16 protein-coding genes are annotated in these 22,153 nt (G+C 65.6%); 5 read left to right on the forward strand and 11 right to left on the reverse strand.

Annotated features, from left to right (window positions below; genetic code table 11):
• Window positions 1-144 precede the first annotated feature (144 nt).
• From ACZ50Q_RS05130 to ACZ50Q_RS05165, 8 genes are all read right to left on the reverse strand, one after another.
• Window positions 145-948, reverse strand: a complete 804-nt coding sequence (locus ACZ50Q_RS05130) for an N-acyl homoserine lactonase family protein (protein WP_092580504.1) — start codon at window positions 946-948, stop codon at window positions 145-147.
• Window positions 945-2,177, reverse strand: a complete 1,233-nt coding sequence (locus ACZ50Q_RS05135) for an alpha/beta fold hydrolase (protein WP_464080774.1) — start codon at window positions 2,175-2,177, stop codon at window positions 945-947. Before ACZ50Q_RS05135 ends, ACZ50Q_RS05130 begins: the two co-directional genes overlap by 4 nt.
• Window positions 2,122-2,865, reverse strand: coding sequence for a GntR family transcriptional regulator (locus ACZ50Q_RS05140; RefSeq protein ID WP_076516606.1), 744 nt, complete (start codon window positions 2,863-2,865; stop codon window positions 2,122-2,124). Before ACZ50Q_RS05140 ends, ACZ50Q_RS05135 begins: the two co-directional genes overlap by 56 nt.
• A gap of 117 nt (window positions 2,866-2,982) precedes the next feature.
• A complete protein-coding gene (locus tag ACZ50Q_RS05145; RefSeq protein ID WP_092580508.1) occupies window positions 2,983-3,696 on the reverse strand; it encodes an ABC transporter ATP-binding protein in 714 nt (237 codons plus the stop codon).
• Window positions 3,693-4,433 (reverse strand): ABC transporter ATP-binding protein, encoded by a 741-nt coding sequence (locus ACZ50Q_RS05150; protein ID WP_076516604.1) that lies wholly within the window; start codon window positions 4,431-4,433, stop codon window positions 3,693-3,695. The genes ACZ50Q_RS05145 and ACZ50Q_RS05150 overlap by 4 nt, the downstream gene beginning before the upstream one ends.
• Window positions 4,426-5,400 carry a branched-chain amino acid ABC transporter permease gene (locus tag ACZ50Q_RS05155; protein WP_092580510.1) on the reverse strand — a complete coding sequence of 325 codons (975 nt, stop codon included), beginning with the start codon at window positions 5,398-5,400 and terminating at the stop codon, window positions 4,426-4,428. The genes ACZ50Q_RS05150 and ACZ50Q_RS05155 overlap by 8 nt, the downstream gene beginning before the upstream one ends.
• Window positions 5,397-6,260, reverse strand: a complete 864-nt coding sequence (locus ACZ50Q_RS05160; RefSeq protein ID WP_464080775.1) for a branched-chain amino acid ABC transporter permease — start codon at window positions 6,258-6,260, stop codon at window positions 5,397-5,399. The genes ACZ50Q_RS05155 and ACZ50Q_RS05160 overlap by 4 nt, the downstream gene beginning before the upstream one ends.
• Before the next feature lie 39 nt (window positions 6,261-6,299).
• Window positions 6,300-7,520: an ABC transporter substrate-binding protein gene (locus ACZ50Q_RS05165; protein ID WP_464080776.1), complete on the reverse strand. Its 1,221-nt coding sequence runs from the start codon at window positions 7,518-7,520 to the stop codon at window positions 6,300-6,302.
• 204 nt (window positions 7,521-7,724) lie between these two features.
• Here ACZ50Q_RS05165 and ACZ50Q_RS05170 point away from each other — a divergent pair, with 204 nt between their 5' ends.
• From ACZ50Q_RS05170 to ACZ50Q_RS05180, 3 genes are all read left to right on the forward strand, one after another.
• Window positions 7,725-8,138, forward strand: coding sequence for a carboxymuconolactone decarboxylase family protein (locus ACZ50Q_RS05170; protein ID WP_076516597.1), 414 nt, complete (start codon window positions 7,725-7,727; stop codon window positions 8,136-8,138).
• Window positions 8,135-9,049 carry an NAD(P)-dependent oxidoreductase gene (locus ACZ50Q_RS05175; RefSeq protein ID WP_464080777.1) on the forward strand — a complete coding sequence of 305 codons (915 nt, stop codon included), beginning with the start codon at window positions 8,135-8,137 and terminating at the stop codon, window positions 9,047-9,049. Before ACZ50Q_RS05170 ends, ACZ50Q_RS05175 begins: the two co-directional genes overlap by 4 nt.
• A 120-nt stretch (window positions 9,050-9,169) precedes the next feature.
• A complete protein-coding gene (locus ACZ50Q_RS05180; protein WP_464080778.1) occupies window positions 9,170-10,147 on the forward strand; it encodes a Bug family tripartite tricarboxylate transporter substrate binding protein in 978 nt (325 codons plus the stop codon).
• A gap of 150 nt (window positions 10,148-10,297) precedes the next feature.
• Here ACZ50Q_RS05180 and ACZ50Q_RS05185 read toward each other — a convergent pair whose 3' ends face one another.
• Together ACZ50Q_RS05185 and ACZ50Q_RS05190 are read right to left on the reverse strand one after the other, a co-directional pair.
• Window positions 10,298-11,500 (reverse strand): M20 aminoacylase family protein, encoded by a 1,203-nt coding sequence (locus tag ACZ50Q_RS05185; RefSeq protein WP_464080779.1) that lies wholly within the window; start codon window positions 11,498-11,500, stop codon window positions 10,298-10,300.
• 8 nt (window positions 11,501-11,508) lie between these two features.
• The gene (locus tag ACZ50Q_RS05190) at window positions 11,509-12,492 is read right to left on the reverse strand and encodes a Bug family tripartite tricarboxylate transporter substrate binding protein (protein WP_464080780.1); all 984 of its coding nucleotides are present in this window, start codon (window positions 12,490-12,492) and stop codon (window positions 11,509-11,511) included.
• 109 nt (window positions 12,493-12,601) lie between these two features.
• Here ACZ50Q_RS05190 and ACZ50Q_RS05195 point away from each other — a divergent pair, with 109 nt between their 5' ends.
• Complete coding sequence (locus ACZ50Q_RS05195) at window positions 12,602-13,561, forward strand: LysR family transcriptional regulator (RefSeq protein WP_464080781.1); 960 nt, start codon at window positions 12,602-12,604, stop codon at window positions 13,559-13,561.
• A 148-nt stretch (window positions 13,562-13,709) separates the two neighbouring features.
• Here ACZ50Q_RS05195 and ACZ50Q_RS05200 read toward each other — a convergent pair whose 3' ends face one another.
• The gene (locus tag ACZ50Q_RS05200; RefSeq protein WP_464081952.1) at window positions 13,710-15,704 is read right to left on the reverse strand and encodes an acid phosphatase; all 1,995 of its coding nucleotides are present in this window, start codon (window positions 15,702-15,704) and stop codon (window positions 13,710-13,712) included.
• Window positions 15,705-16,010: 306 nt separating this feature from the next.
• Here ACZ50Q_RS05200 and ACZ50Q_RS05205 point away from each other — a divergent pair, with 306 nt between their 5' ends.
• On the forward strand, window positions 16,011-22,112 hold the full coding sequence (locus ACZ50Q_RS05205) for an autotransporter outer membrane beta-barrel domain-containing protein (RefSeq protein ID WP_464080782.1): 6,102 nt from the start codon (window positions 16,011-16,013) through the stop codon (window positions 22,110-22,112).
• The last annotated feature ends 41 nt before the right edge of the window (window positions 22,113-22,153 follow it).

Raw genomic sequence — 22,153 nt, forward strand, 5'->3', positions numbered from 1 at the left:
GATGATATTCCCTTCATTTCGTTAACACGCTACAAAATACTTCGCCGCTGTCACAAGATTTTTCAGGGCGTCCAGGTCGGCCGCCAGATGTGGGCACTTCCACGCAATCGGGCCACTTTGCGCCGCCTGGCCTGCCCCAGATTTCTAGGTTGCCGGCCGAAAGTCCTGGTGCAAGGCAACGATTTCTGTGCTGCCCGTCATGACGGCGGGATATCTTGAGCGCACGAGCGGGTCGTGCCCCGGCACGATGTGATCCGGGGATTCGGCAAACTTCAACAGGGTCTCATAGCCCGCCAGCATGTCAGCCACGTTCAGCACAATTGGAAAGGGCGCATCCAACCCCATGTTGTCGTAGTAGTGGCTGGCGTCGGACGCCAGCACGATCCAGCCGCGTGCGGTGTGCACGCGCACGGCTTGCAGCCCTTGCGTATGACCCCCGATGTGCAGCAGCTGCAGACCGGGAGCGAGTTCATCGTGCCCTTGGTAGAACGAGACCCGCTTGTCGTACACCCCCCGCACCACGTCGATCACGTCTTCCACGGCGTAGGCGTGGCGCAGCATGTCGAAGCGCATATTGCAGCCGCAGGCGTATTGCAATTCGCTCTCCTGCAGGTGCAGTCGCGCGTGGGGCAATTTCCGGATGTTGCCGGCGTGGTCGTAATGCAGGTGAGTCACGATGACATCGCGGATGTCCTCAGGCTTGATGCCCACCGTCTCCAGTGCGTCGATCGGACACCTCAGGAACTCGCGCCCGCGCGCGTCGGCGGCCGCTTTGTTGAACCCCGTGTCGACGAGCCAGACGCGCTGGCCGTCCCTGATTATCCAGACGAAGTAGTCCATCGGCATCGGACCGTCATGCGGGTCAGGAGGGGTGATGAAATTCTGCGTGCGCTGCCTTGCGACGGTAGCGTAGCGCAATGCATAGACTTCGTAGGTGGGCAGCGTCATGCGATTCCCCGGGCGGCGCGGATCAGGTCCAGTTCTGGTTTCAGGTAGTGCATCAGGCGCTGCGGATTTTCAACCATGGGGAAATGGCCGAGGTCAGGCATGGCCGTGAAGCGCGCACCGGGTATCAGCGCGGCGACGCGACGCGAGTCCTCGGGGCTTGCCGAGTAATCGTAGGCTCCCGTCAGCAGGGATACGCCGAATGCGCTGGCATCGAGACCGTCAAGATGCTCGGTCGCGTCGAAATCCTCGCTGTAGAACCAGAGATCATCCGCATAGGTGCCGAACCCCCCTTGCGCGTATATCCAGGCGGCCTCGCGGCGGGCATCCAACGTCGAAGCGGGACCCATCAGCCCACGTACATAAGCGGGATTGTGCGCAGCCTGGTTGACCTGCGGGTGGCACAGCAGTGGGGTGCGCCGGCCGGCCGCCTTGCAGGGAGCTTCAAGCGCCACCACGCCTGCCACTTCCGCGGGGCTGGATGCGGCGATGACCAGCGCCATCGCTGCGCCCATCGAGCAGCCGAGCAGAACCGCAGGCGCGCCCACGATCTGGTGGATGACGGCAAGGCAAGTGTTCAGATAGGCGTCGCGTGTCAGCCCGGTCTGGGTCCAGGCTTGGCCAGGAAGCGGCATGCTGCGGCCGTGGGCGGGCATGTCGAAGGCAATCATGCGCCACTGGCTCCGTAACTCGGCGTCGGCCATCAATGCGTGGAACTGGCGGGAATCGGCACCGGCGGTGTGCAGCATCAAAAGCGCAGGGCCTTCGGCCAAACCGCTTGTTTCGTAGTACAGAGACGTTTGGGCATGCCCGATATCGAGCGTGACGTAATGGCCGGCAATAGGGCTGCGGTCAAGCAAAACAGGTGAAACATCCACCTGCCCCCGCAGGATTTCAAACAGCCTTTCCAAGGCATGCAGGGCCTGCGCGACAGCCAAGGCGTCCCCCTTCACGTGCAGGCCCTGAGAATGACGGTTCGCAGCGGTGAAGGAGTGATAGCCGGCGGGAGGAGTGGGGTCCAGTAGTTTGCGCCAGGTTTCGGGAGGCGCCGAGATGACGATGCACTGCGAAGGCGTGGCGGGCTGGCCGGCCCAGGCGCTGACCTTGTCGCCGGGATCGGTCCCGGCGTGGAGCCAAATGGCGCAAGGCAGGCCTTTGGCTGCGAGTTTGAACTCGCTATCCTGATGCGCCAGCGTCACGCCGGCTTTCAGTTCCTGAACGATCGTCTTCACTTGGGGCGGTCTCCTCTTGTTGGCGCCTCAGCACTTCGAGTGCGGTACGTTGCGCATTGACGATATGGCTCTGAGCCGCCGCTTGGGCGCCCAGGGGGTCGCGAGCCAGGATGCGCTCGAAGATGTGATCGATTTCCGCCATGCTTTCGGGTAGCCGGTCGGGGCGCGCGAAAGACGTCGCACGCAGCAAGTTGATGCGCGACAGCAGGCCCGGAAGCATGTCTTTCACCAGGTCGTTTTCGCAACCGGAAAGCAGGACGTCGTAGAAATCGCGTTTGGCCGCGAGCAGGGCGGACTTATTGCTGCCTTTGGCCTGGCGGTTCAGGGCTTGGACGGCCTTGCGAAGGCGTTCCACGTCGGCATCGCTGGCAAGACGGGCGAACTCATGCGCGGCGAAACCTTCCAGCAGCGCCCGCAAGGCGTAGAGGTCGCGAGCCGCCTTTTCGGTGATACGGACGACCGTCGGGCCGCGGTGCGGCTCGATGGAAATCAGGCGTTCGGCTTCCAGCGTTCGCAGCGCCTCGCGCAGCGTGCTCCGGCTGATATTCAATTGCTCACAGAGTTCCACTTCACGCAGGCGCTCGCCGCCCTTGATGCGCCCGTCCATGATGGATGTGCGCAGGAATTCCTCGACGCGGGTGCGCAAGGTGGAAGGTTTCTCGAAAACGGCGCCGGAGGGGCTGGGCATGGCTGTCTCTCGCTTAACTTGGCGGCAGGCTCCAGCAGCAGTCCAGGCTTGTGGCCCGGACAGTGCGAGCCGTCGGTTCAACGTAAAGACGCAATATATCCCGCCAGCGGGCCATGGTCACAGTCCCAGGTAGGCGGCACGCACGCGGCTGTCTTCCAGCAGCCCGCTGCTGGGGCCGGACAGCACCATCACGCCTGACTGCAGCACATAGGCGTGATCGGCCACCGACAGCGCGAGGCGGGTGTTCTGCTCCACCAGCAGGATCGTCAGGCCGCTTCGATGGATATCGATCATGGCCCGGTGCATTTCCTCGACCACCTTGGGCGCCAGCCCGTGGCTCGGTTCGTCCAGCAACAGCAGACGGGGGTTGAGCATCAGCGCGCGGCCGAATGCCACCATCTGCTGTTCGCCCCCCGACAGGGTGCCAGCCAGTTGCCGGCGGCGTTCCTGCAGCCGGGGAAAGAGGGCGTAGACCTGGTCGCAGCCGCGTTTGAGCCCAGCGGCATCCTTGCGACGGGAATATCCGCCCAGGTACAGGTTTTCCTCGACGGTCATTTCAGGAAAGACGTGTCGGCCCTCTGGCACGTGCGCAATGCCCAGCTCCGGGATCCTGTGTGGGGGCAGGCGTAGGATGTCCTGGCCGTCGAACACAATGCGGCCGCTGACCTTGCCCAGCAAACCGGATATGCAGCGCAGCAGCGTGCTTTTTCCGGCGGTGTTGGCGCCGACCACCGCGATGAAGCCGCCTTCGGGCACCTCCAATGACACGTCATGCAGGACGGGACTTCGGTCGTAAGAGGCCGTCAGGCCCTGGATCTGCAACAAGCTCATGCCGCCACCTCCGCCTGTTCCATCGATTTGCCCAGGTAAACCTCGATCACCTTGGGGTTGGCCGCGATCTCGACCGGGCTTCCTTCCGCGATCTTCTGGCCGAACGACAGCACCAGGATCCGGTTGCAGAGCCGCATGATGGCGCGCATGTGGTGTTCGACCACGATGAAGGTAATGCCCGACTCATCGCGCAGGGTGCGGATCAAATCCAGCAAGGCGTCCATTTCGGATTCGTTCAGCGCCGCCATGACCTCGTCCAGCAGGAAAACCTTGGGATCGGTGCACAGCGCGCGCGCCAGTTCGACCCGCGCCTGCTCGGGGAAGGACAGTTCGCCCGCCGGTTTGGCGGCGATGGCGGACAGCCCCACGCGGTCCAGGCTGTCGCGGGCCAGTTTCCGCGCGCGCGGCACGTCATGACGCAACAGGCCCCCGACCAGTACGTTGTCCAGCACAGTCATCTCGGGAAAGAGCGCCACGTTCTGGAAGGTCTTCGTCATGCCCAACGCGGCAATCTGGTGGGGCCGCAGGCCGCTGACATCCCGGCCTTCGAGTTCGATGCGTCCGCCCTGGCTGCGGTACAGGCCGACCAGTAGGTTGAACAGGGTTGTCTTGCCGGCGCCATTGGGACCGATCAGGCCCAGGATGTCGCCCTTGGCGACACGGAACGACACGTCGTCGACGGCCTTCAGACCGCCGAAGCGCCGCTGAATGTTCGATACTTTCAGGATGTCAGGCATGCTGGCCCCGCGTCAGATTCCGCAGTCGCGCCCACAGTGCGGATAGACCGCGCGGCTCAATCAGGATGATGGCGATCAGGATCAGACCAAACGCCAGCTGGGACACGCCCGCCGTCTGGCCCGACAGCCAGTCGTTGAACACCTCCTCCAGCGGAATGATGACCAGCGCGCCGATGAGCGGCCCGGCAACCGTACCCACGCCGCCGATGATGCAGATCAGCGCCACACGCACCGAAATGCCCACCAGCGAGAACACGGTATCCGGGTCAAAGAAGTAGATGAACTGCGCATAGAGCGTGCCGCAAGCACCCATCAATGCGGCGGATATGACCGCGGCAAGGATGCGCGTCCGGGCCGTGTTCACGCCGATGACTTCCGCCGCCTGCGGATTGGCCTTTACGGCGCGCAGCCGGTAACCCAGCCGTGATCGGCTGATCAGCGCAAACACGATCGACGTAATCAACGCGGCGCCAAGCATCAGGTAGTAATAGGGGATGCTGGACTTGAATTGCATCTGCGCGAAACCTTCCGCGAACGGGATGGACAGCCCCACCGGTCCGCCCGTGACCGATGCCCAGGTATTGGCGATGGCGCGCAGCACTTCGCCGAATGCCAGCGTCGCCAGCGCGAAGTAATGCCCGCGCAGCCGCATGGTGGGCAGGCTGAGCAGGCCGCCCGCCACGGCGGCTACGGCCATGGCGGCCACGATGCCCAGCCAAGGCGATATGCCATAACGCATCAACAAGAGCGTGGACGTGTACGCGCCCAGCCCAAAGAAGGCGGCGTGCCCGAGCGAGATCTGGTTGGCCAAGCCGCCTACGATGTTCCACGACTGCCCCATCGCCGCAAACAGCAGAACCAGCGTCAGAACCCGGATGCCGTAGCCTTGGTCCTCCATCATCCAGGGCGCAGCCACGGCGATCATCACCAGCACCGCCCAAGGCAGGAATTGTCGAATCGACGTCATGATGTAGCCCTTTTCAAGAGACCTTCCGGGCGCACCGCCAGGACCAGAATGAAGATGGCGAACAGGACGAGGTTCTGAAGCTGCATCGGCAGAACCAGCGAGGACAAGGATTGGATGACGCCGACGGCGACGCCTCCCGCCACCGCACCCATTACGCTGCCCAGTCCACCCAGCACCACCGCCGTAAACATCAACACGCTGAACTGCGCGCCGACGGTCGTTGATGCGGTGAGATAGGGCAGGATGATGCCGCCGCCCAATGCCGTCAGACCCACGCCCAGCCCGAACGCCAACTGGTGCACGCGATGGGTGGAGATTCCCGAAAGGCGGGCCGCCATCGGGTCTTGCGCCGTTGCGCGCACCGCCATGCCCCACCAAGTCTTCTTTAGCACCCACCACAGCGTCAGGCCGGCCACTGCCGCCACGACAAAGGCCAGCAGATAAGGCGCGCTGAGCAGGAGGGGGCCGATCGCCAGCGCCGTCATCTGATAGGACGTATGCACGGAACGGAATTCCGATCCGAACAGGATCAGCGCCAGGTTTTCCATCACGATGAGCAGCCCGACCGTCAGGAATATCTGCGCGACCGCGGGCGCCTTCAACACGCGGTCGATCAGGAATTTCTGTGTCAGCACCCCGAGCAGGAAGGCCACGGCGAAGGACAGCAGGGAGCCCAGCAGCGGGTCCAGGCCCAACAGCTTCCAGGCGAAGTACGCCACGAACATGCCCACCATCAGGAACTCGGCCTGGGCGAAATTGACAATGGAGACCACCCCGAATACGAGCGTCAGGCCGATTGAAATGACTGCGTAAACGCCGCCCAGCAGAATGCCGTCCACCAGCGCCTGCAAAAATTGCATGACTGTCCTCCTTGCGTCCTTCGTCCTGTGCGCGGCGCGTCAGCTGGCGGTGATGACGCGGCCCTTGGCCAGCGCCTGCGGCCACACCGAGACCAGTTCGTTGTTCTGCCACTGGACCATGATGGGTTGGGCCAAGGTGTTAAGGCCATTGGCGTCGAAATGCACGCCGCCACCGGACATCACGCCAGACCAGCCCTGCTCATACTTCTGCGCGCGCAGTGCCTTGGATACCGCGTCAGGTTTGTCTGACGCCGCCACCTCCAGCGCCTGGGCGAGCACGCCCGCGCACACGGCATGCTCCAGGGCTTCGTGCGGCATGAACGTCCCAAAGCGCTTGCGGTAGCGTTCGGTATATGCCGGCGCCTGGTCGTAGTTGGCGGGCGCGATGGACAGCACGGCCTGGGCATATTGGCCCAGCGCCTTGGCGAAGTCAGGAATCACGTAGCCCGCCGCCCCGCCGACGATAGGGACCGTCAGCCGTTGCTGGCGCATCACGCGAATGATCAGCAGGCTGTCATTCAAGTAAGAGATAGGAAATACGATCTGCGCGTCGGAGCCGCGCAATTTGCTGATCAGCGGCGTCACATCGGTGATGCCCAGCGGATAGGCCTCATCGAGAACGATCTGGGCGCCTGCCGCCTTGGCGGCATTGCGCACGCCGACGGCCTGCGAAGTCCCGTAGGCCGTGTCCTCGTACAGCAGCGCAATTTTCTTGATGTCGGACGCTCCGGCCACGACGGATGCGGCGTAGTCGTACTGCGCCTTGCCCAGCACCGATCCCTTCGATACCACTTGGAAGATGTGTTTGAAACCACGTTCGGTCAGCACGTCGGAGAACGACATGGTCAGCAAGGGTATGCCCCGGCGTTCGGTGACTTCGGAGACGGCCAGCGTCAGCGATGATGCATAGGCGCCAATGATGGCCACGCAACGGTTCTGCGTGATCAGCCGCTGCGCGACCGTGGCGGCGGTGGTGGGCTGAGACGTCGCGTCCGCAACGATCAGCTTGAGCTTGGCGCCGCCCAGCGACTTGATGCCGCCCGCGGCATTGATCTCATCCGCTGCCAGTTCCAGGCCTTGGCGTGAATTGATGCCGAACTGCGCATTGGCGCCGGACAAGGGCAGGATCACGCCGACGTTGATCTCTGTGGGCGCGGCCAGGACGCGTCCGGGCAGGGATGTCGCGAGGGCAGCCGCACCCAGTCCGGCCACAAATTCACGGCGCCCATGGCGCACGGCCTGCTTGGGGAGTTCTTTCATGGTTTGTCTCCTGTTTTTTGTGGGTATTGGCGCGCGGCAGCCAGCCCGGCGCTTTGCCGCATTATTCGTTTCATCTTTTGATCAGTCAAGAAGATTGTCAGACAATCGGACTGTTGACGGATCGCGATTGATTGTCAGACAATCCGATCATCGACAAGCGGCGGGCGTTTGCAGATCAGGCGCCGCCATCACCACGAGGAACGTATGGCAGACATCAAATCCGAAACCCAAGCCCTGTTCGATCAAGGCCTGAACCTTCGCCGCGAAGTATTGGGAACCGAGTACGTGGACGGCTCCCTGGCGCGCGCCAATGACTTCATGATGGCGTTTCAGCACATCACGACGGAATGGTGCTGGGGCTACACCTGGGGGCGCGCCGGGCTGGAGAAGAAGACGCGCAGCATGCTGAACCTGGCCATGCTGACGGCGCTCAACCGCCCGGCCGAAATCAAGTTGCACGTCAAGGGTGCGCTGAACAACGGCGTGACGGTGGAAGAGATCAAGGAGATCCTGTTGCAAGCGACCGTCTACTGCGGCATTCCCGCCGGCCTGGACGCGTTCAAGGTGGCCAACCAGGTGCTGGAAGAAGAGGGCGCGTTCAAGGAGCAGCAAGCATGAGCACGCAGCGAGAACGCGTGGGCCTGGTCGGCATCGGCAGCATGGGATGGCCGATGGCGGCCCGTCTGGTGCAAGCCGGCTATGCCGTGACCGTGTTTGATGCCGTGCCGGGTCAGGCTGAGAAATTCGCCCAGGAGGTGGGCGGGCAGGCGGCCGCGACCTGCGCAGCGCTGGCCGCGCAGAGCGACATCATTTTCACCATGCTGCCCACCAGCGCCATCGTCGAACAGGTATTGAGCGGGCCGGACGGCGTGCTCGCGGGTTTGCGCGCCGGCAGTGTCGTGGTGGAAATGAGTTCGGGCGTGCCTGCCCACACGCAGCGGCTGGCGACCGCCGTGGCTGCCGCAGGCGGCCAGATGGTGGACGCGCCCGTATCCGGCGGAGTGCCGCGGGCGCGCACCGGTGAACTGGCCATCATGTTCGGCGGCCCCGCCGCGACCCTGGAGCGCGTGCGTCCGGCGCTGTCCGCGATGGGCTCTTCCATCACGGCGGTCGGAGACGTCGGCAGCGCACACGCCATGAAGGCGCTCAACAATCTGGTGTCGGCGGGCGGCTTTCTCATTGGCGTTGAAGCCATGTTGATTGGCCAGCAGTTTGGCCTGGATCCGAACGTGATCGTGGACGTGCTGAATGCGTCCACCGGCATGAACAACTCCACCCAAAAGAAGTTCAAGCAGTTCGTGTTGTCGCGCCAGTTCAATTCAGGCTTCGGCCTTGACCTGATGGTCAAAGATCTGGGGATTGCCCTGGGAATCGCTACCGATACGGGAACGCCGACGCCGTTCGCATCGTTGTGCCGCGAGCTCTGGGCGGCGGCGGGAAAGTCCCTGGGGCCGGGCCAGGACCATACCGCCGTGGCACGCCTGTCGGAACGGTTGGCCGGCGTTGAGCTGGCCAACAAGCAGGACTAGGCCAACTCACAACGATAGCGGCGCGGCAATGACCGCGCCGTCCCTTCACCCTGCAACACCAAGACCGCCAGGACAAGGCGGAGGACCGGCTGTCGCCGGCAAAAACAGCGAGGAGCAAACATGAAGAAGATTATTCTGGCGGCCTTGAGTGCCGGCATGATCGGGCATGGCGCCGATGCCGCCGCACAAAGCTATCCGACACGCGCCATTTCGATGGTGGTGCCGTACGCCGCGGGCGGGTCGACGGACGGCCTGGCCCGTATCGTTGCACAGGCCATGGGGGAGAACCTTGGGCAGACCGTCGTGGTCGAGAACCTGGGCGGCGGTGGCACCATGATCGGCAACCAGCGCGTGACGCGGGCCGAGCCTGATGGCTATACGATCACGTTCGGCAACATGGGCTCCTTGGCCATCGCGCCGTCGCTGTACCCCAAGAGCAAGTTCGACCCGCGCCGCGATCTGACGGCGATCGGCTTGGTGGCGACCGTGCCGATGGTGCTGTCGGTGAGTAAAAAAAGTGGAATCACCACGCTATCCGACTTTGTCGCGCGCCTTCAGAAGCACGGCGCCGATGTGAATTTCGGGAATGCGGGCAACGGATCGACCAGTCATATTTCGGCCGCCTATTTCATGCATGTCACCAAAACCCAAGGCATGCAGATCCCCTACCGTGGTGCGGGGCCGGCTATTGCCGACCTGATGGCCGGCACCGTGGACGCGGTGATTGACCAGACGGTCACGATGATTCCCCTTCATGAAGGCCAGCGCGTCACCGCGCTGGCAGTGGCTTCGGCCTCCCGTCTGCCCCAGATTCCCGACGTGCCGACGTTTGCAGAGGCGGGCGTGCCCCAATTCAATATGAGCGTGTGGAACGGCATCGCGGCGCCCGCCGGCACGCCGCCAGCCGTCATCGCGCGGCTGGAACAAGCGCTGGCAGCTGCGCTGAAGAGTCCGGGCGTGCGAGAGTCATTGGACAAGCTGGCGGCGCAGGCGCCCGACGAAAAGGACCAGGGCGGGGCCGCCTTTCAGGCGCTCATTGCCCGCGATGTCCCGCGCTTCGCTGGCCTGATCAAAGAGGCGAACATCACGGTCAACTGAGACGTGCCCACTGTCGGGGGCGCCCCGGGGCTATGCTGCGGCGATTACGTCTTGCAGTGTGCCCCGGACCGGCGGATGGGGCGGCTATGACGTTCGAGGCTGGATAGGGAAGAGGTCGTTTACCGCGCAGCGACAAGATTTTTCAACCCCTCATCGCGCCAGGAACCGCTGCGCCAGCCGTACAAAATACGCCGCACCCAAGGGAATCGCGTCGTCATTGAAGTCGTACGACGGATTGTGCAGGCGACAAGGCCCCGGGCCATGTCCGGCATCGCGGTGCGCGCCGGCGCCGTTGCCCAGCAGCACGTAGCAGCCAGGTCTTTCGGCCAGCATGAACGAGAAGTCCTCGGACCCCATCAGCCGTGCAAGATCGTCCGATACCCGGTCCGGGCCAGCGACCTCGCGCATCACCTCGACCGCGAAGCGGGTCTGTTCTATGTCGTTTACCAGAGACGGGTAGCAGCGCTCGAATTTCAGCGTTGCCGTGCAGCCGAAGGTGGCCGCCGCGCCATCGGCGATTTCACCGATGCGCCGCTCGATCATGTCCAGTGTGTCGTCGCGATGCGTGCGAACGGAGCCGCCCAGCCACGCCTCTTGCGGGATCACGTTGACCGCGTCGCCACCGTGAATCTGCGTGACGGACAGCACCGCGGGCTCATCAGGCGCGCGGTTGCGCGATATGACGGTTTGCAGGGCGGTCAGGATGTGGCCCGCGCAGACCAGCGGATCCGCGCTCAGCTCGGGCTGCGAGGCATGGGCGCCCTTGCCGGCGATGTCGATGCGAAAGCGGTTGCTCGATCCCATGAAGGGACCGGCGCGCACGCCCATGCTGCCGACTGGCAGGTCGGGCCAGTTATGCAGCGCGAAAACGGCATCGCAGGGAAAGCGCTGGAACAGCCCGTCTTCAATCATGGCGCGCGCGCCTGCCTGGCCGCCTTCCTCGGCGGGCTGGAAGATGCAATGGATGGTGCCGTCGAACTGGGCGTGATGCGCCAGATACCAGGCGGTGGCGAGCAGGATCGCAGTATGGCCGTCGTGGCCACAGGCATGCATGCGGTTGTCGCGCTGCGACCGATGCGCGAAGTGATTGGCCTCGGGCATCGCCAATGCATCCATGTCGGCGCGCAGGCCGATGCGGCCGGATCCCGCGCCGCGCGTCAGGGTTCCGACTACGCCGGTGCCGCCTATGCCGGTCGATACCTCCCAGCCCCAGGCAGCCAGCTCGCGGGCAACCATCGAAGCGGTGCGATGTTCCTCAAAGCCGATTTCGGGGTTGGCGTGCAGATCGCGCCGGATGGCCCGAAAGGCCGGGTTTGCGGCGATGGTGTCGAGAATGTCGTGGACCGGGGGCATGGGGATCCTCAAGGTTGGATGGTGAGATTCAAGGCGCGCAGGACGGAGAGATCATCGCGTATGCGGGTATCGAAGCTGGCCTTGCTGTAGGACGTTGCCGACTCCATGCCCATCGCCTGCACACGCTCGCGCACGGCAGGGGTTTCCATGACGGCGGCCAGCGCGTCGCGCACGCGTTGCAGGCGCTCGGGCGGTACGCCCTTGGGCGCCAGCACGCCCACCCAGCCGGTCATTTCCATGCCTTGCACGGCGCCACTTTCATTGATGGTGGGCAGGTCAGGGTAGGCCGACAGCCGTTGGCCGCTGATCACGCCCAGGGATTTGATGCGACCCTGCTGCAAATGCGGCAAGGCGGTGGGCGGCGCCATGACCGCCATGTCGATCTGGCCGCCCAGCAGGTCGTTGACCAGCGGCGCAGCGCCCTTGTAGGGCACGTGCAGCATCTTTGTGGTGGTGCGGCGCTGCAGATCTTCAATGACGACATGCTGGAACGTGCCTTGCCCCGGACTGCCATAGCTCAGGCTTTCCGGGTCGGCGCGCAGCGCCCGCACGACCTCGTCGATGTTCGATTGCGGCAAGTCCTTGCGGGCGACCAGGATCACCGGCGACGTGAAGACGAGCGAGACGGGTTCGAAGTCGTCGGTGCCATAGCGCAGGTGGCTGTTGACCAGCGGCTGCAAGACCACGTCGTTGATGCTGCCGGCCAGCAGTGTCGTGCCGTCAGGCTTGGCTTGGGCGACGCGCCCCGCGCCAATCGAGCCGCTGGCTCCGCCCACGTTTTCGATCACGACCGTCTGGCCCAGTCGTTCACTCAATTGCGGAGAAATCGCCCGCATTACCGCGTCGATGGATCCTCCGGCCGGGAACGGAATGATGAACGTGACGGGCTTGTCGGGCCACGTTGTTGTCTCGGCGGCCGCTGCCGTTGCATTCAGGACCAGCGCAGCGCAGAGGGCGGCGCCTAGGCGCGCGCCCCGTAGGAAATGCGACATCGGAAAACCCCTTGAAGTATTGGTATGAGGTTGGTATTGCGCCTTGAATAGCTATACTTGAAAAGTGAAATATCACAAGTAGCTATGCCAGATCGGAATAGGTAGATTCATGCTCAGCCCATCAACCAGCGACCGCTCGTCCGCGGCAACCCTCTTCAATCGTCTGGTTGCGCGCACGCGATTGCGTCATTTGCAATTGATCGTGCTGGTGGCCGAGCTGGGCAGCGTGCAGCATGCGGCGGCGCAGATCGGCCTGAGCCAATCCGCCGCGACGAAAATGCTGCTGGAGGTCGAGCGCGCGCTGGAGACGCGCCTGTTCGAGCGGCACGCGCGCGGCATGCGGCCTACCTTTGCCTGTCGCGACCTGCTACCCCTGCTGCGTAGTGTGATGAACAATCTGACGGGTTGTGCGGAGTCGCTGGCGGCGGCGGGGGCCGGTTTTGAAGGGACGGTAAGAGTGGGCGCCATTACGGCGGGCATTACCGGGGTCATCAACCCCGCGTTGCCGGCGCTTTTCTCGGCCCAGCCCCAAGTGCGGCTGGAGCTGTTCGAAGACGCGCTGCCCGTGCTGCTTGGACGCTATGCGGACGGCGAGCTGGATATGCTGGTGGCGCGCGAACCGGCTCAACTGGCGCCCGATTCGCGGTTTCAGGCCTTGCTGGCCGATGTCTGCGTCGTGGCCTCTGGCCCCAGTCATCCTCTGGCGAAGCGTCGACACCTGCGACCGGTCGATCTGCTGGATTTCCCGTGGGCCAGTCCGCCGCCGGACAGCCAGACGCATAAAGCCTTTGAAGCCTTATTCGCCGATTGCGGCGCGCTGCCCGCGCTTCAGCCCCTGAGCACGCGCTCGTTGGCGGCCATGGTGCATTACCTGAGGGCCAGCAACGCGCTAATGATGGGACCGCTCAGTTTCGTGCGTGAGGCGCTGGATGCAGGGGCGCTGCGCAGGTTGGACTGCACAGTGGCCAGTACCCTCCCGCCGTTGGGGCTGGTTAGCCGGCATGAGCCCCGCAACCGCAGCGTTGCGGCTTTCCACGCGCAGCTGGTGACGATGGGCGTGGCCGATTAGGCAGGGATTGGATTGGCTGAGGGCAGCAATCGCGGCTGAACGGAAAAACGGCAACCAGGCGGGTGCCCCCGCCTAGTTGCCGTCGGTCCTATCGCTTAAGAATCAGGTCAACCCAAATCAGGTCAACCCAAATCGGGCCAATCCCAAATCAGCCCGCGGCGTCCAGACGGACCTGCACGCTGTCCGCGTTGTAGATCGGCGTTGCCTTGAAGCCCTTGACAGTGATGCCATCGAACTTGCCGTGCACCTTGGTGGCTCGCAACACCGTGATCGTCGAGCCGGCCGTGGCCGTGTAGCCCGGACGGAACGCGATGTTCAGCTGGCCAGCCAGCGCGGCATCGGAACTGACCGCCATTTGGCCCGCTTCATCGTCGCCGACATGGGCTTCAAGCGTGCCTGCGGACGTCTGGGTATAACTTCCCTGAACCTGGACGGCCTCTTCTGCGTTCAGTACCAGCACACCAGCGCTGATGTAGACCGCGCCGGTACCCAATGCCTTGTCCGAATCGGCGCGCAGGGATCCCGAAGCGATCACGGTGCCGCCCGAATAGGTGTTTGCGCCCGCCATGGCCAACGTGCCGGTGCCGCTCTTGGTCAGCTTTCCCGCGCCGCTGATGTCGTTGCGCCACACGTCCAACGCATTGAAGCCGCCGAGGCTGGCGTTCATGGTGACATCCACATCGCCATTGAATGCGCCGTAGCCGTCGGCGGCCGCAAACAGGTTCATGCGGCCAAAGCCTTCCGCGTCATCAAGAATGGGATAGCCGGAAGGCAGTGCGGTGGTTTTCAGGACAACCCGGCGTTGGTCGTTGTTCAGGTACGGCTGGCGGGTTTCCAATATCACTTCCGCGCCCTTGGGCACCACGGCCGGTTTGCCCGTGTCGCCGATCTGCGTGAAGCTGAACGTCAGGCGGCGGCGGTATTCGGCCTTGTTGGCGTCATGATCGGCAAACCGGTCTTCGCTGAGGTCTTTCGAATGCGCGAAGGCCAGGAACGCTTCGGGCGTGCTGGCGCCCACTGCGGCCATCAGGGTCTGGCGGGCCTGCGCGTACGCAACGGCACGCGTGCCTTCGCTGGCGGCGAAGATGTTGCCTGTCGCCGAGGCCTGGCCCAGGATGCGGCCGCTCATGACATCCAGCGGCGAGTGCATGCCGGCGATGATCCGGCTTTCACCCAATTCAACGCCGCGCGCCACGAGTTCCTGGAAGCGCTCGGGCACCAGATAGGCCATGGCAATGGCATTGCGCACGGATTCGGCGGTGTGGCCGCTGGGGTAGCCGCCGTCCGTGGCGGGGGAAGAACTCTTGGCGGGTTCCAGTTCCGGGACGACCTGCACGCTGGCGCTCCATCGCCACGGGCGCGCATATTTGTAGAAGCGCTTGCCGGGCTCGGTGGAGGCATTGTTGCCCATGCTCTGCACGAACGCGATGGCGTCGCCGAAGGCCGGGTTTGCGGCGCCCGACACGCCCGTGTTGTTGCCGGTGTCGTCGTACTTCACCGTGGCGGCGTCGGGCGCGACGTCGTTGATGCTGGTGGTTTGCTGAGCCGCCGTGCGCCAGGCTGCGGTCAAGGGGCCCAGGCCATCGGTGACGCTGTAGTTCTTGCCGCGGCGGTCGTCCAGATAGGCGGCCTTGGCCTGCTCGGCGGTCCGGCTGGCGGTTGTGCGCACGACAAAGTCGATGTTTTCTTCATGCACGGCCTGGTTCTTGACCCGACCGTCAGTCGCGTCACCGGGAATGCCGGTCCAGTCAGAGGCAATGATGCCGGGGAAGCCATCGGCGCCCGCGGCGTTCACGCCCGCATCGACCAGACGCGTGCGGGGCTCCCAGATTTCCAGGAAGCCGCCCAGCACGCGAACGCCAGCGTTCGAGTCCAGCGTCGCATAGCGCGGATCGCCGCGTTGATTGGTGGCCGCAAAATCGACGAAGGCGGGCGCATCCGGCAGCGGCGCGGTGTCGACCTTGCCCAGACCTGCGGGCGGGGCGGGAATGACGTAGGCGGCTTCCCCGCCGTTGCCTGCGTTGCTGTCGTCGTCTCCGTCGTCGTCACCGCCGCAAGCCGACAATGCAAGCACGACCGCCAAGGTGGTAACGCGCAAAGAGTAGAAGGGAAGTGCGTGCCGCAGGAATCTTGCGTGGTGCATGAATGGTGACCGTTTCGGTTGAAGGAGGCGGCATGGTAGGAAACGATTGTTTACTGCTGATGACATGCCTTGGCAGCTGCTTCACCGGCTGAAATCCACGTTTCGTCGAATCGACAAAAAGCCCTTGGATGTGCGTGGTAAAAACCCCGAGCAGAATTAATCAGAAAACTAATGCGGCCTGTTGTTACGGGCTTGCCACAGGGGTTGAAGATGAAGAAGCCGACCGCCAAACGGACGTCGCGTAACCGGGCCGCGTTTGCTCGGATTCTGGAACCGCGGCGGACGTTGCCGCGACCGGCGGGCTGGATGGGGTTGTTTTCCGTCACCGCGGTCGGCCTGGTCATGGCGCAGCCTGCCGCCGCGGCGCTGAGTTGCCCGGCGGTCATTACCAGCCCCTCGAGTTCCACCACCTGCACCATTTCGTCCAGCCAGGGCGGGGCGGGGGCCCAGGTCAGCATCATCAATACCGCCAGCGCGGGCACCGGCGACAACGTCGGCGACTACGGCGGCAACTACACGGTGATCAATAACGGGGCCGTGCTGCAGCCCAGCGCGCCGCAGGGCGGCATCTTCGTGCGCCTGACGGGCGGCATGGGGTCCAGCGATACCAGCAATAACGCCACGAACGGCGGCAATGGCGGCACCATCACCCTCACCAACAACGGCGGGTCGATCACGGTGCAGGACTCGCCGACCTCCAGCGCGCAAGGCAGCGGCCCGGGCATCTGGGCGGACTCGGGATCGCAGTTCGGCATGTATGGCGCGTCGGTCGGCGGCGTCGGCGCCAACGCCAATGAAACGGTGATCGGCGGCGGCAACGGCGGCCGGGGGGGCGAAGGTTCCGCCGTCACGATCACGAACAGCGGCAATATCAGCGTGCAGAACCTGCCGTATGGCGGCGTAGGCATCTACGGCGCCAGCATCGGTGCGCTGGGCGGGAACCAGGACAATGCGGCGACCGGCGACCAGGTCGGCGGCAATGGCGGCAGCAGCAATATCGTCAACATCACCAACTCCGCCGCGGTCTCGGTCACCGGTTCGACGCAGCGCTATGCGTGGGGCATCGGCGCCGAATCGATCAGCGGCGATGGCGGCCAGGACAACGGCAGCGGCGCCAGCGCCGGCGCGGCCAATGCCTCGAATCCGACGATCATCACCAATAGCGGCAACGTGTCGGTGAATGTCAGCGGGTCTGCACTGAGCAGCATCCGTGGTTTGTATGTCCTGAGCCAGGGTGGCGTAGGCAAGACGTCCGAGGACGGCAGCGACAATGGCGGCACCGGCGGCCAATTCGGCGCGATGAGCGTCGTGAACGGGGGCCAGGTATCCGTGGCGAGCACGTCGACGGTACAACCCGCAAGCCTGTCGAAAGTGTCCGGCGGGATCGTCGTCATCGGGCTCGGGGGCAATGGGGGCATGGGCCCGCAGACGATCACCAATACCAGTGGCGAGATAGGCGGATACGGCGGCGGCGACGGCGGCACGACGACATCGGTGACGCTGAACAGCGGGTCGTCGGTCACGACGTCCGGCGACTACCTGCCCGGCGTCAACGTGATCACGCAGGGCGGCAATGGCGGCGCCGGGCGCGAGGACAGCGACGGCGCGGTGGGCGGCGGCGGCGGCAAGGTGAACATCGTCATGGACGGCACTGCCAGCATCCGCACCAATGGCCTGCAGTCCACCGGCATCTCGGCGAGCAGCCTGGGCGGCGCGGGCGGCGGCGTCGAGACCAGCAGCGGCATCATCGATTTCACGCCCGAGAATGCCGGCAGCGGCGGCGCAGGCGGGGCAGTCACCGTGACCACCACCGGCGGCTCCATTCAGACGCTGAACGACTACTCCATCGGCATCCTGGGCCAGTCCATGGGCGGCATCGGCGGCGCCACCACGGCCAACTTCGAACTCTTCGGCAATGCCGGCGCGGATGCGGGTATCGGCGGGGCCAGCGGCTCGGTCACGATCAGCAGCCTGTCGACGATCTCGACCGCCGGGCAGTCCTCGCATGGCATCTCGGCGCAGGCCATCGGCGGCGGCGGGGGAACGGCGGGCGTCAGCAGCGGCATCGTCGCATTGGGCGGCGCGGGCGGCTCCGCGGTCGCCGGCGGCACGGTCAATATCAGCCAGTCCGGCGGGCTGACCACCAGCGGGGCGGGCTCGATCGGGATCCTGGCCCAGTCCATCGGCGGCGGGGGCGGGGACGGCGGCGCGGCGAGCGGTGTCGCCGTCATCGGCGGCCAGGGCGGCGGCGGCGGCAATGGCGGTTCATCCACCGTCGGCATGAACGGCTACACCTTGAATACGGGCGGGGACCATGCCTACGGCATCGTGTCGCAGTCCATCGGCGGCGGCGGCGGGACCGGGGGCGCGGCGTCATCCTACGACGCCAGCGTCGGGTTTGCCATGTCCGTCGCGGTGGGCGGCACCGGCGGCAACGGGGGCGCGGGCGGCACCGCGGTGGGCAATGTGACCAACGCCAGCCTGACGACCGGTTCGTCGGGCACCGCCAACGGCGATGCGCACGGCGTGGTCGTGCAATCCATCGGCGGAGGCGGCGGGGCGGGCGGCGCTTCCGTGGCAAAGGCCCTGGCGATCGCCGTTCCGGACGAGGACCTGTCCTTCGGCGTGGCGGTGACGTTTGCCATGGGAGGTTCCGGCGCAACGGGCGGCGCCGGTGGCACGGCGTCGTCGGCCATCAACAACTCGATCCTCACCACCTATGGCCCCAACTCGCAAGGCGTGCTGGTGCAGTCCATCGGGGGCGGGGGCGGCCTGGGCGGCAGCGCCTCGGCGCTGTCGACGGTGGTCGGCACCGGCGACTCCGTGGGAGGCACCGTGCAGTCGTCGGTGGGCGGCAGCGGCGGGCCGGGCAGCTACGGCGGCAATGCCACGCTCAGCCTGGCGGGCAGCTCCATCACCACGTGGGGAGACTCCGCCAATGCGCTGGTGCTGCAAAGCATCGGCGGCGGGGGCGGCGCGGGTGGCGTAGGGTCCGCCACCGGACGCAGCCCCAATGTGGACGCCAACGTCTCCATCACGGCGAACGTTGGGGGCGTCGGCGGCGCCGGCGGGCAGGGCGGCACGGCGTCGCTCACCGTCGATCCATCCAGCACGATCGTCACCCACGGCGACGGCGCGCGCGCGGTGCTGGTCCAGTCCATCGGCGGCGGCGGCGGGGCGTCGCAAGGCGGCCAGGTCGGGCTTGCCGTCAATAGCGAAAGCGAGGACAGCACGACCGATGTCCGGGGCACCGTGTCGGTGGGCCGCGGCGGTACCGGCGGCGGCTATGGCGGCACCATCAATCTGAACAGCGATGGCAATGTCACCACGCATGGCGCGGATGCGGACGGCTTGCTGGTGCAGAGCATCGGCGGCTCGGGAGGCCTGGGCGGCGCGGTCGGCGGAACCAGCGAGAACAACGCGTCGGGGTCGCTGGGCGACGCCGGCACGACGTACCAGTTCAACGTTTCGGTGGGCGGCAGCGGTGGCGCCGGCGGCGCGGGCGGCGCGATCGGAAGCACGTCCAATGCTGCGAGCATCGGCGCTTCCACGAATACCTTCGGTGACTACGCGGACGCCGCGGTGCTGCAATCCATCGGCGGAGGCGGCGGCGCGGGCGGCGCATCGACCGCGTCGTCCAGCATCTCGTCATCGAATGTGTCGATTTCGGTGGGCGGTTCCGGCGGAAGCGGCGGCGCGGGCAACAGCATCGTTGCGTTCGTGAATGGCAATGGATCCAACAGCTTCAACACCTCCGGCTACGGGGCCATGGGCATCGTCATGCAGTCCATCGGCGGGGGCGGCGGCATGGGGGCCACCGGATCGCCGCTGGCGCATGGCGCGCTGCGCGCCGGGGCCACGGGCGGCAGCGGCGGAGCGGGCGGCAACGTCACGGTGACCGGCGGCAGCTATGCGTCCATCGGCACCACCGGCGAGAGCGCCCACGGCCTGGTGGTGCAGTCCATCGGCGGGGGCGGCGGCATTGCGATGGCGGGCAGCACGGCATCGGCCGCGAATCCCGGCAGTCAGCAATTCGACCTGCACGCGGGCAGCGCGGGCGTCGGCGGCACGGGCGGCGCGATCAATGTGTCTACCGGCCTGAACCTGAACACCTATGGCGATCGCGCGATCGGCGTGATCGCGCAATCGATCGGCGGCGGCGGCGGGATCGTCACGTCCGGCACCGCGACCGGTGTGGGCACGACGGTGCTGGGTGGCGGCAATTCCAATGGCGGCTCGGTCAGCCTGGACCTGCAGTACACCCTGAACACGCATGGCGCGGGCGCGCACGGTATCGTGGCGCAGTCCATCGCGGACGGCGGCGGCATCCTGGGCGACACGACCAAGCTCATCACCACCAACCCGGCCGGATTCCTGCCGACCACGTTCAATTCCAGCTCCGCCGGCAGCGTGTCGGTTTCCTATAACGGCAATCTCACGACCGTGGGCGCCAACGCCTACGGCATCATCGCGCAGTCGATTGGCGGGGGCGGCGGCCTGGCCGGTGGCCCGCAGGGGGGCTTTGCGGGGTCGGTTAGCAGCAGTGCCGGCAACGCCAGCAGCGTCACGGTGAACCAGAGCGGCACGCTCAGCGCCACGGGTTCGGACTCGACCGGCATCATGGCGCAGAGCCAGGGCGGACAAAGCGAACAGTCCGTCACGGTCAACATCAACGGCAGCGTGGCGGGCGGCACGAACAGCGGCAAGGGCGTGTGGATACTGGATGGCCGCAACAACGTCGTCAATGTCAATGCGGGCGGGTCGCTCAGCGCGCTGTCGAACACGGCGCTGACGTTCAACGGAGACGCCACGACGGCGGCGGGGTCGTATCTGACGATCAACACCTACGGCACCGTCAGCGGCAACGTCTATTGCGGCAACAGCGATTCCAGCAGCGCCTGCGACTACATCGTTCAGCCAGGCGGCGTGGCCAACGCGGCCGTCGCCTACCAGGCCAACGTCGTCAACTCGGGGCTCATCGTGATCGGCTCGCCCGGCCAATTCCAGACCCTGACCGTGAGCGGCGATTTCAGGCAGGCCGCGGGCGGCGTGCTGCGTGCCGACGTGGATTTTGATGCGATGCGCGCCTCGCAGATGGTGGTGCAGGGCAATGGCGATCTGAATGGCAAGGTCGATGTGCTGGCCGCGGCGCTGCTGCCGGACCGCGAGTTGACGGTGCTGACGGTGCAGGGAGATTCCCAGGGCAGCGTGGACGCCGTGGACAGTCCGGTCTTTGATTACGCGACCCGCCAGGTCGGCCAGTCCACGCGCATCCGGGTGGCGGCCGCCGACTTCAACGCGCCGTCGATGGCGCTGCAGTCGAACCAGCGGCAGGTCGCGGACCACCTTCAGCGCATCTGGCAAGCCGGGGGCAACGCCGCGCTGGCGCCGCTGTTTGGCCAACTGGACCAGGCTTCGCGTCAGGGGGCGGGCGTCTACCGGGACAACGTGGCCAGCCTGTCGCCGGGCGTGACGGCCGCGCCGGCCGTGCAGTCGGCCGCCAACCTGGGGCAATTCACCGGCGCGATGATGTCGTGCCCCACGTTCACCGGCGTCGACGCCTTGACGGGCGAGCAGAACTGTTTCTGGGGCCAGGTCACCGGCCGCTCGACCAGCCAGGATGCCAGCAACGGCACGGCGGGCTTCGACTACGACACGATGACCTACCAGTTCGGCGGCCAGCGCGAGGTCAGCCCGGGCTGGTTCGTGGGCGGCTCGGTGGCCTATGAAAGCAGCAAGGTGCGCGCTACCGACGGCGGCGTGCGCGGCGATGGCGACAGCGGCTACGCGGGCGCGGTGGTCAAGCGCGAGGAAGGAAAGTGGGTGTTCTCGGCGGCGGTGGGGGGCGGCTACGGGGGCTATCGCATGGATCGCAACATCGATATCGCGGGATACCAGGACACCCTCACCAGCCGTCCCGATGTCTATGGTTTCAACGCCCGCCTGCGCGCCGCTCGCACCTTCGCGTACGACAACATGTATGTGAAGCCGTACCTGGACTTCGATGCCAGCTACACCCGCATGCCGGGGTACAAGGAGTCGGGCTCGAATCCGCTGGCCTTGTCGGTGGATGGCAGCGACCAGTTCATCCTGGGCCTGTCGCCCATGATCGAATTCGGCGGACGCGCCGAGCTGTCCAACGGCGCCGTGCTTCGGCCGTTCCTGTATGCCGGCGTGTCTTTCCTGTCGCAGGACGATTGGACGTCCAGCGCCCGCCTGCGCGGCGCGCCTGCCGGCACGGCTGCGTTCGACACGACGCTGCCGATCGACGATGTGGTGGGCAAGGTGGGGGCGGGCATGCACGTCATGCGGGCGGGCCGCGTGGACTTCCGCCTGCAGTACGACGGGCAGTTCTCCGAGCACGTGCGCAGCCACAGCGGCACCTTGAAGGTCATGGTGCCGTTCTGAGGGCCAGGGCGGCCGGCTTGGCCGCCGGCAGCGCCCTGCGG

The organism is Achromobacter sp. T5-5 (assembly GCF_055397965.1).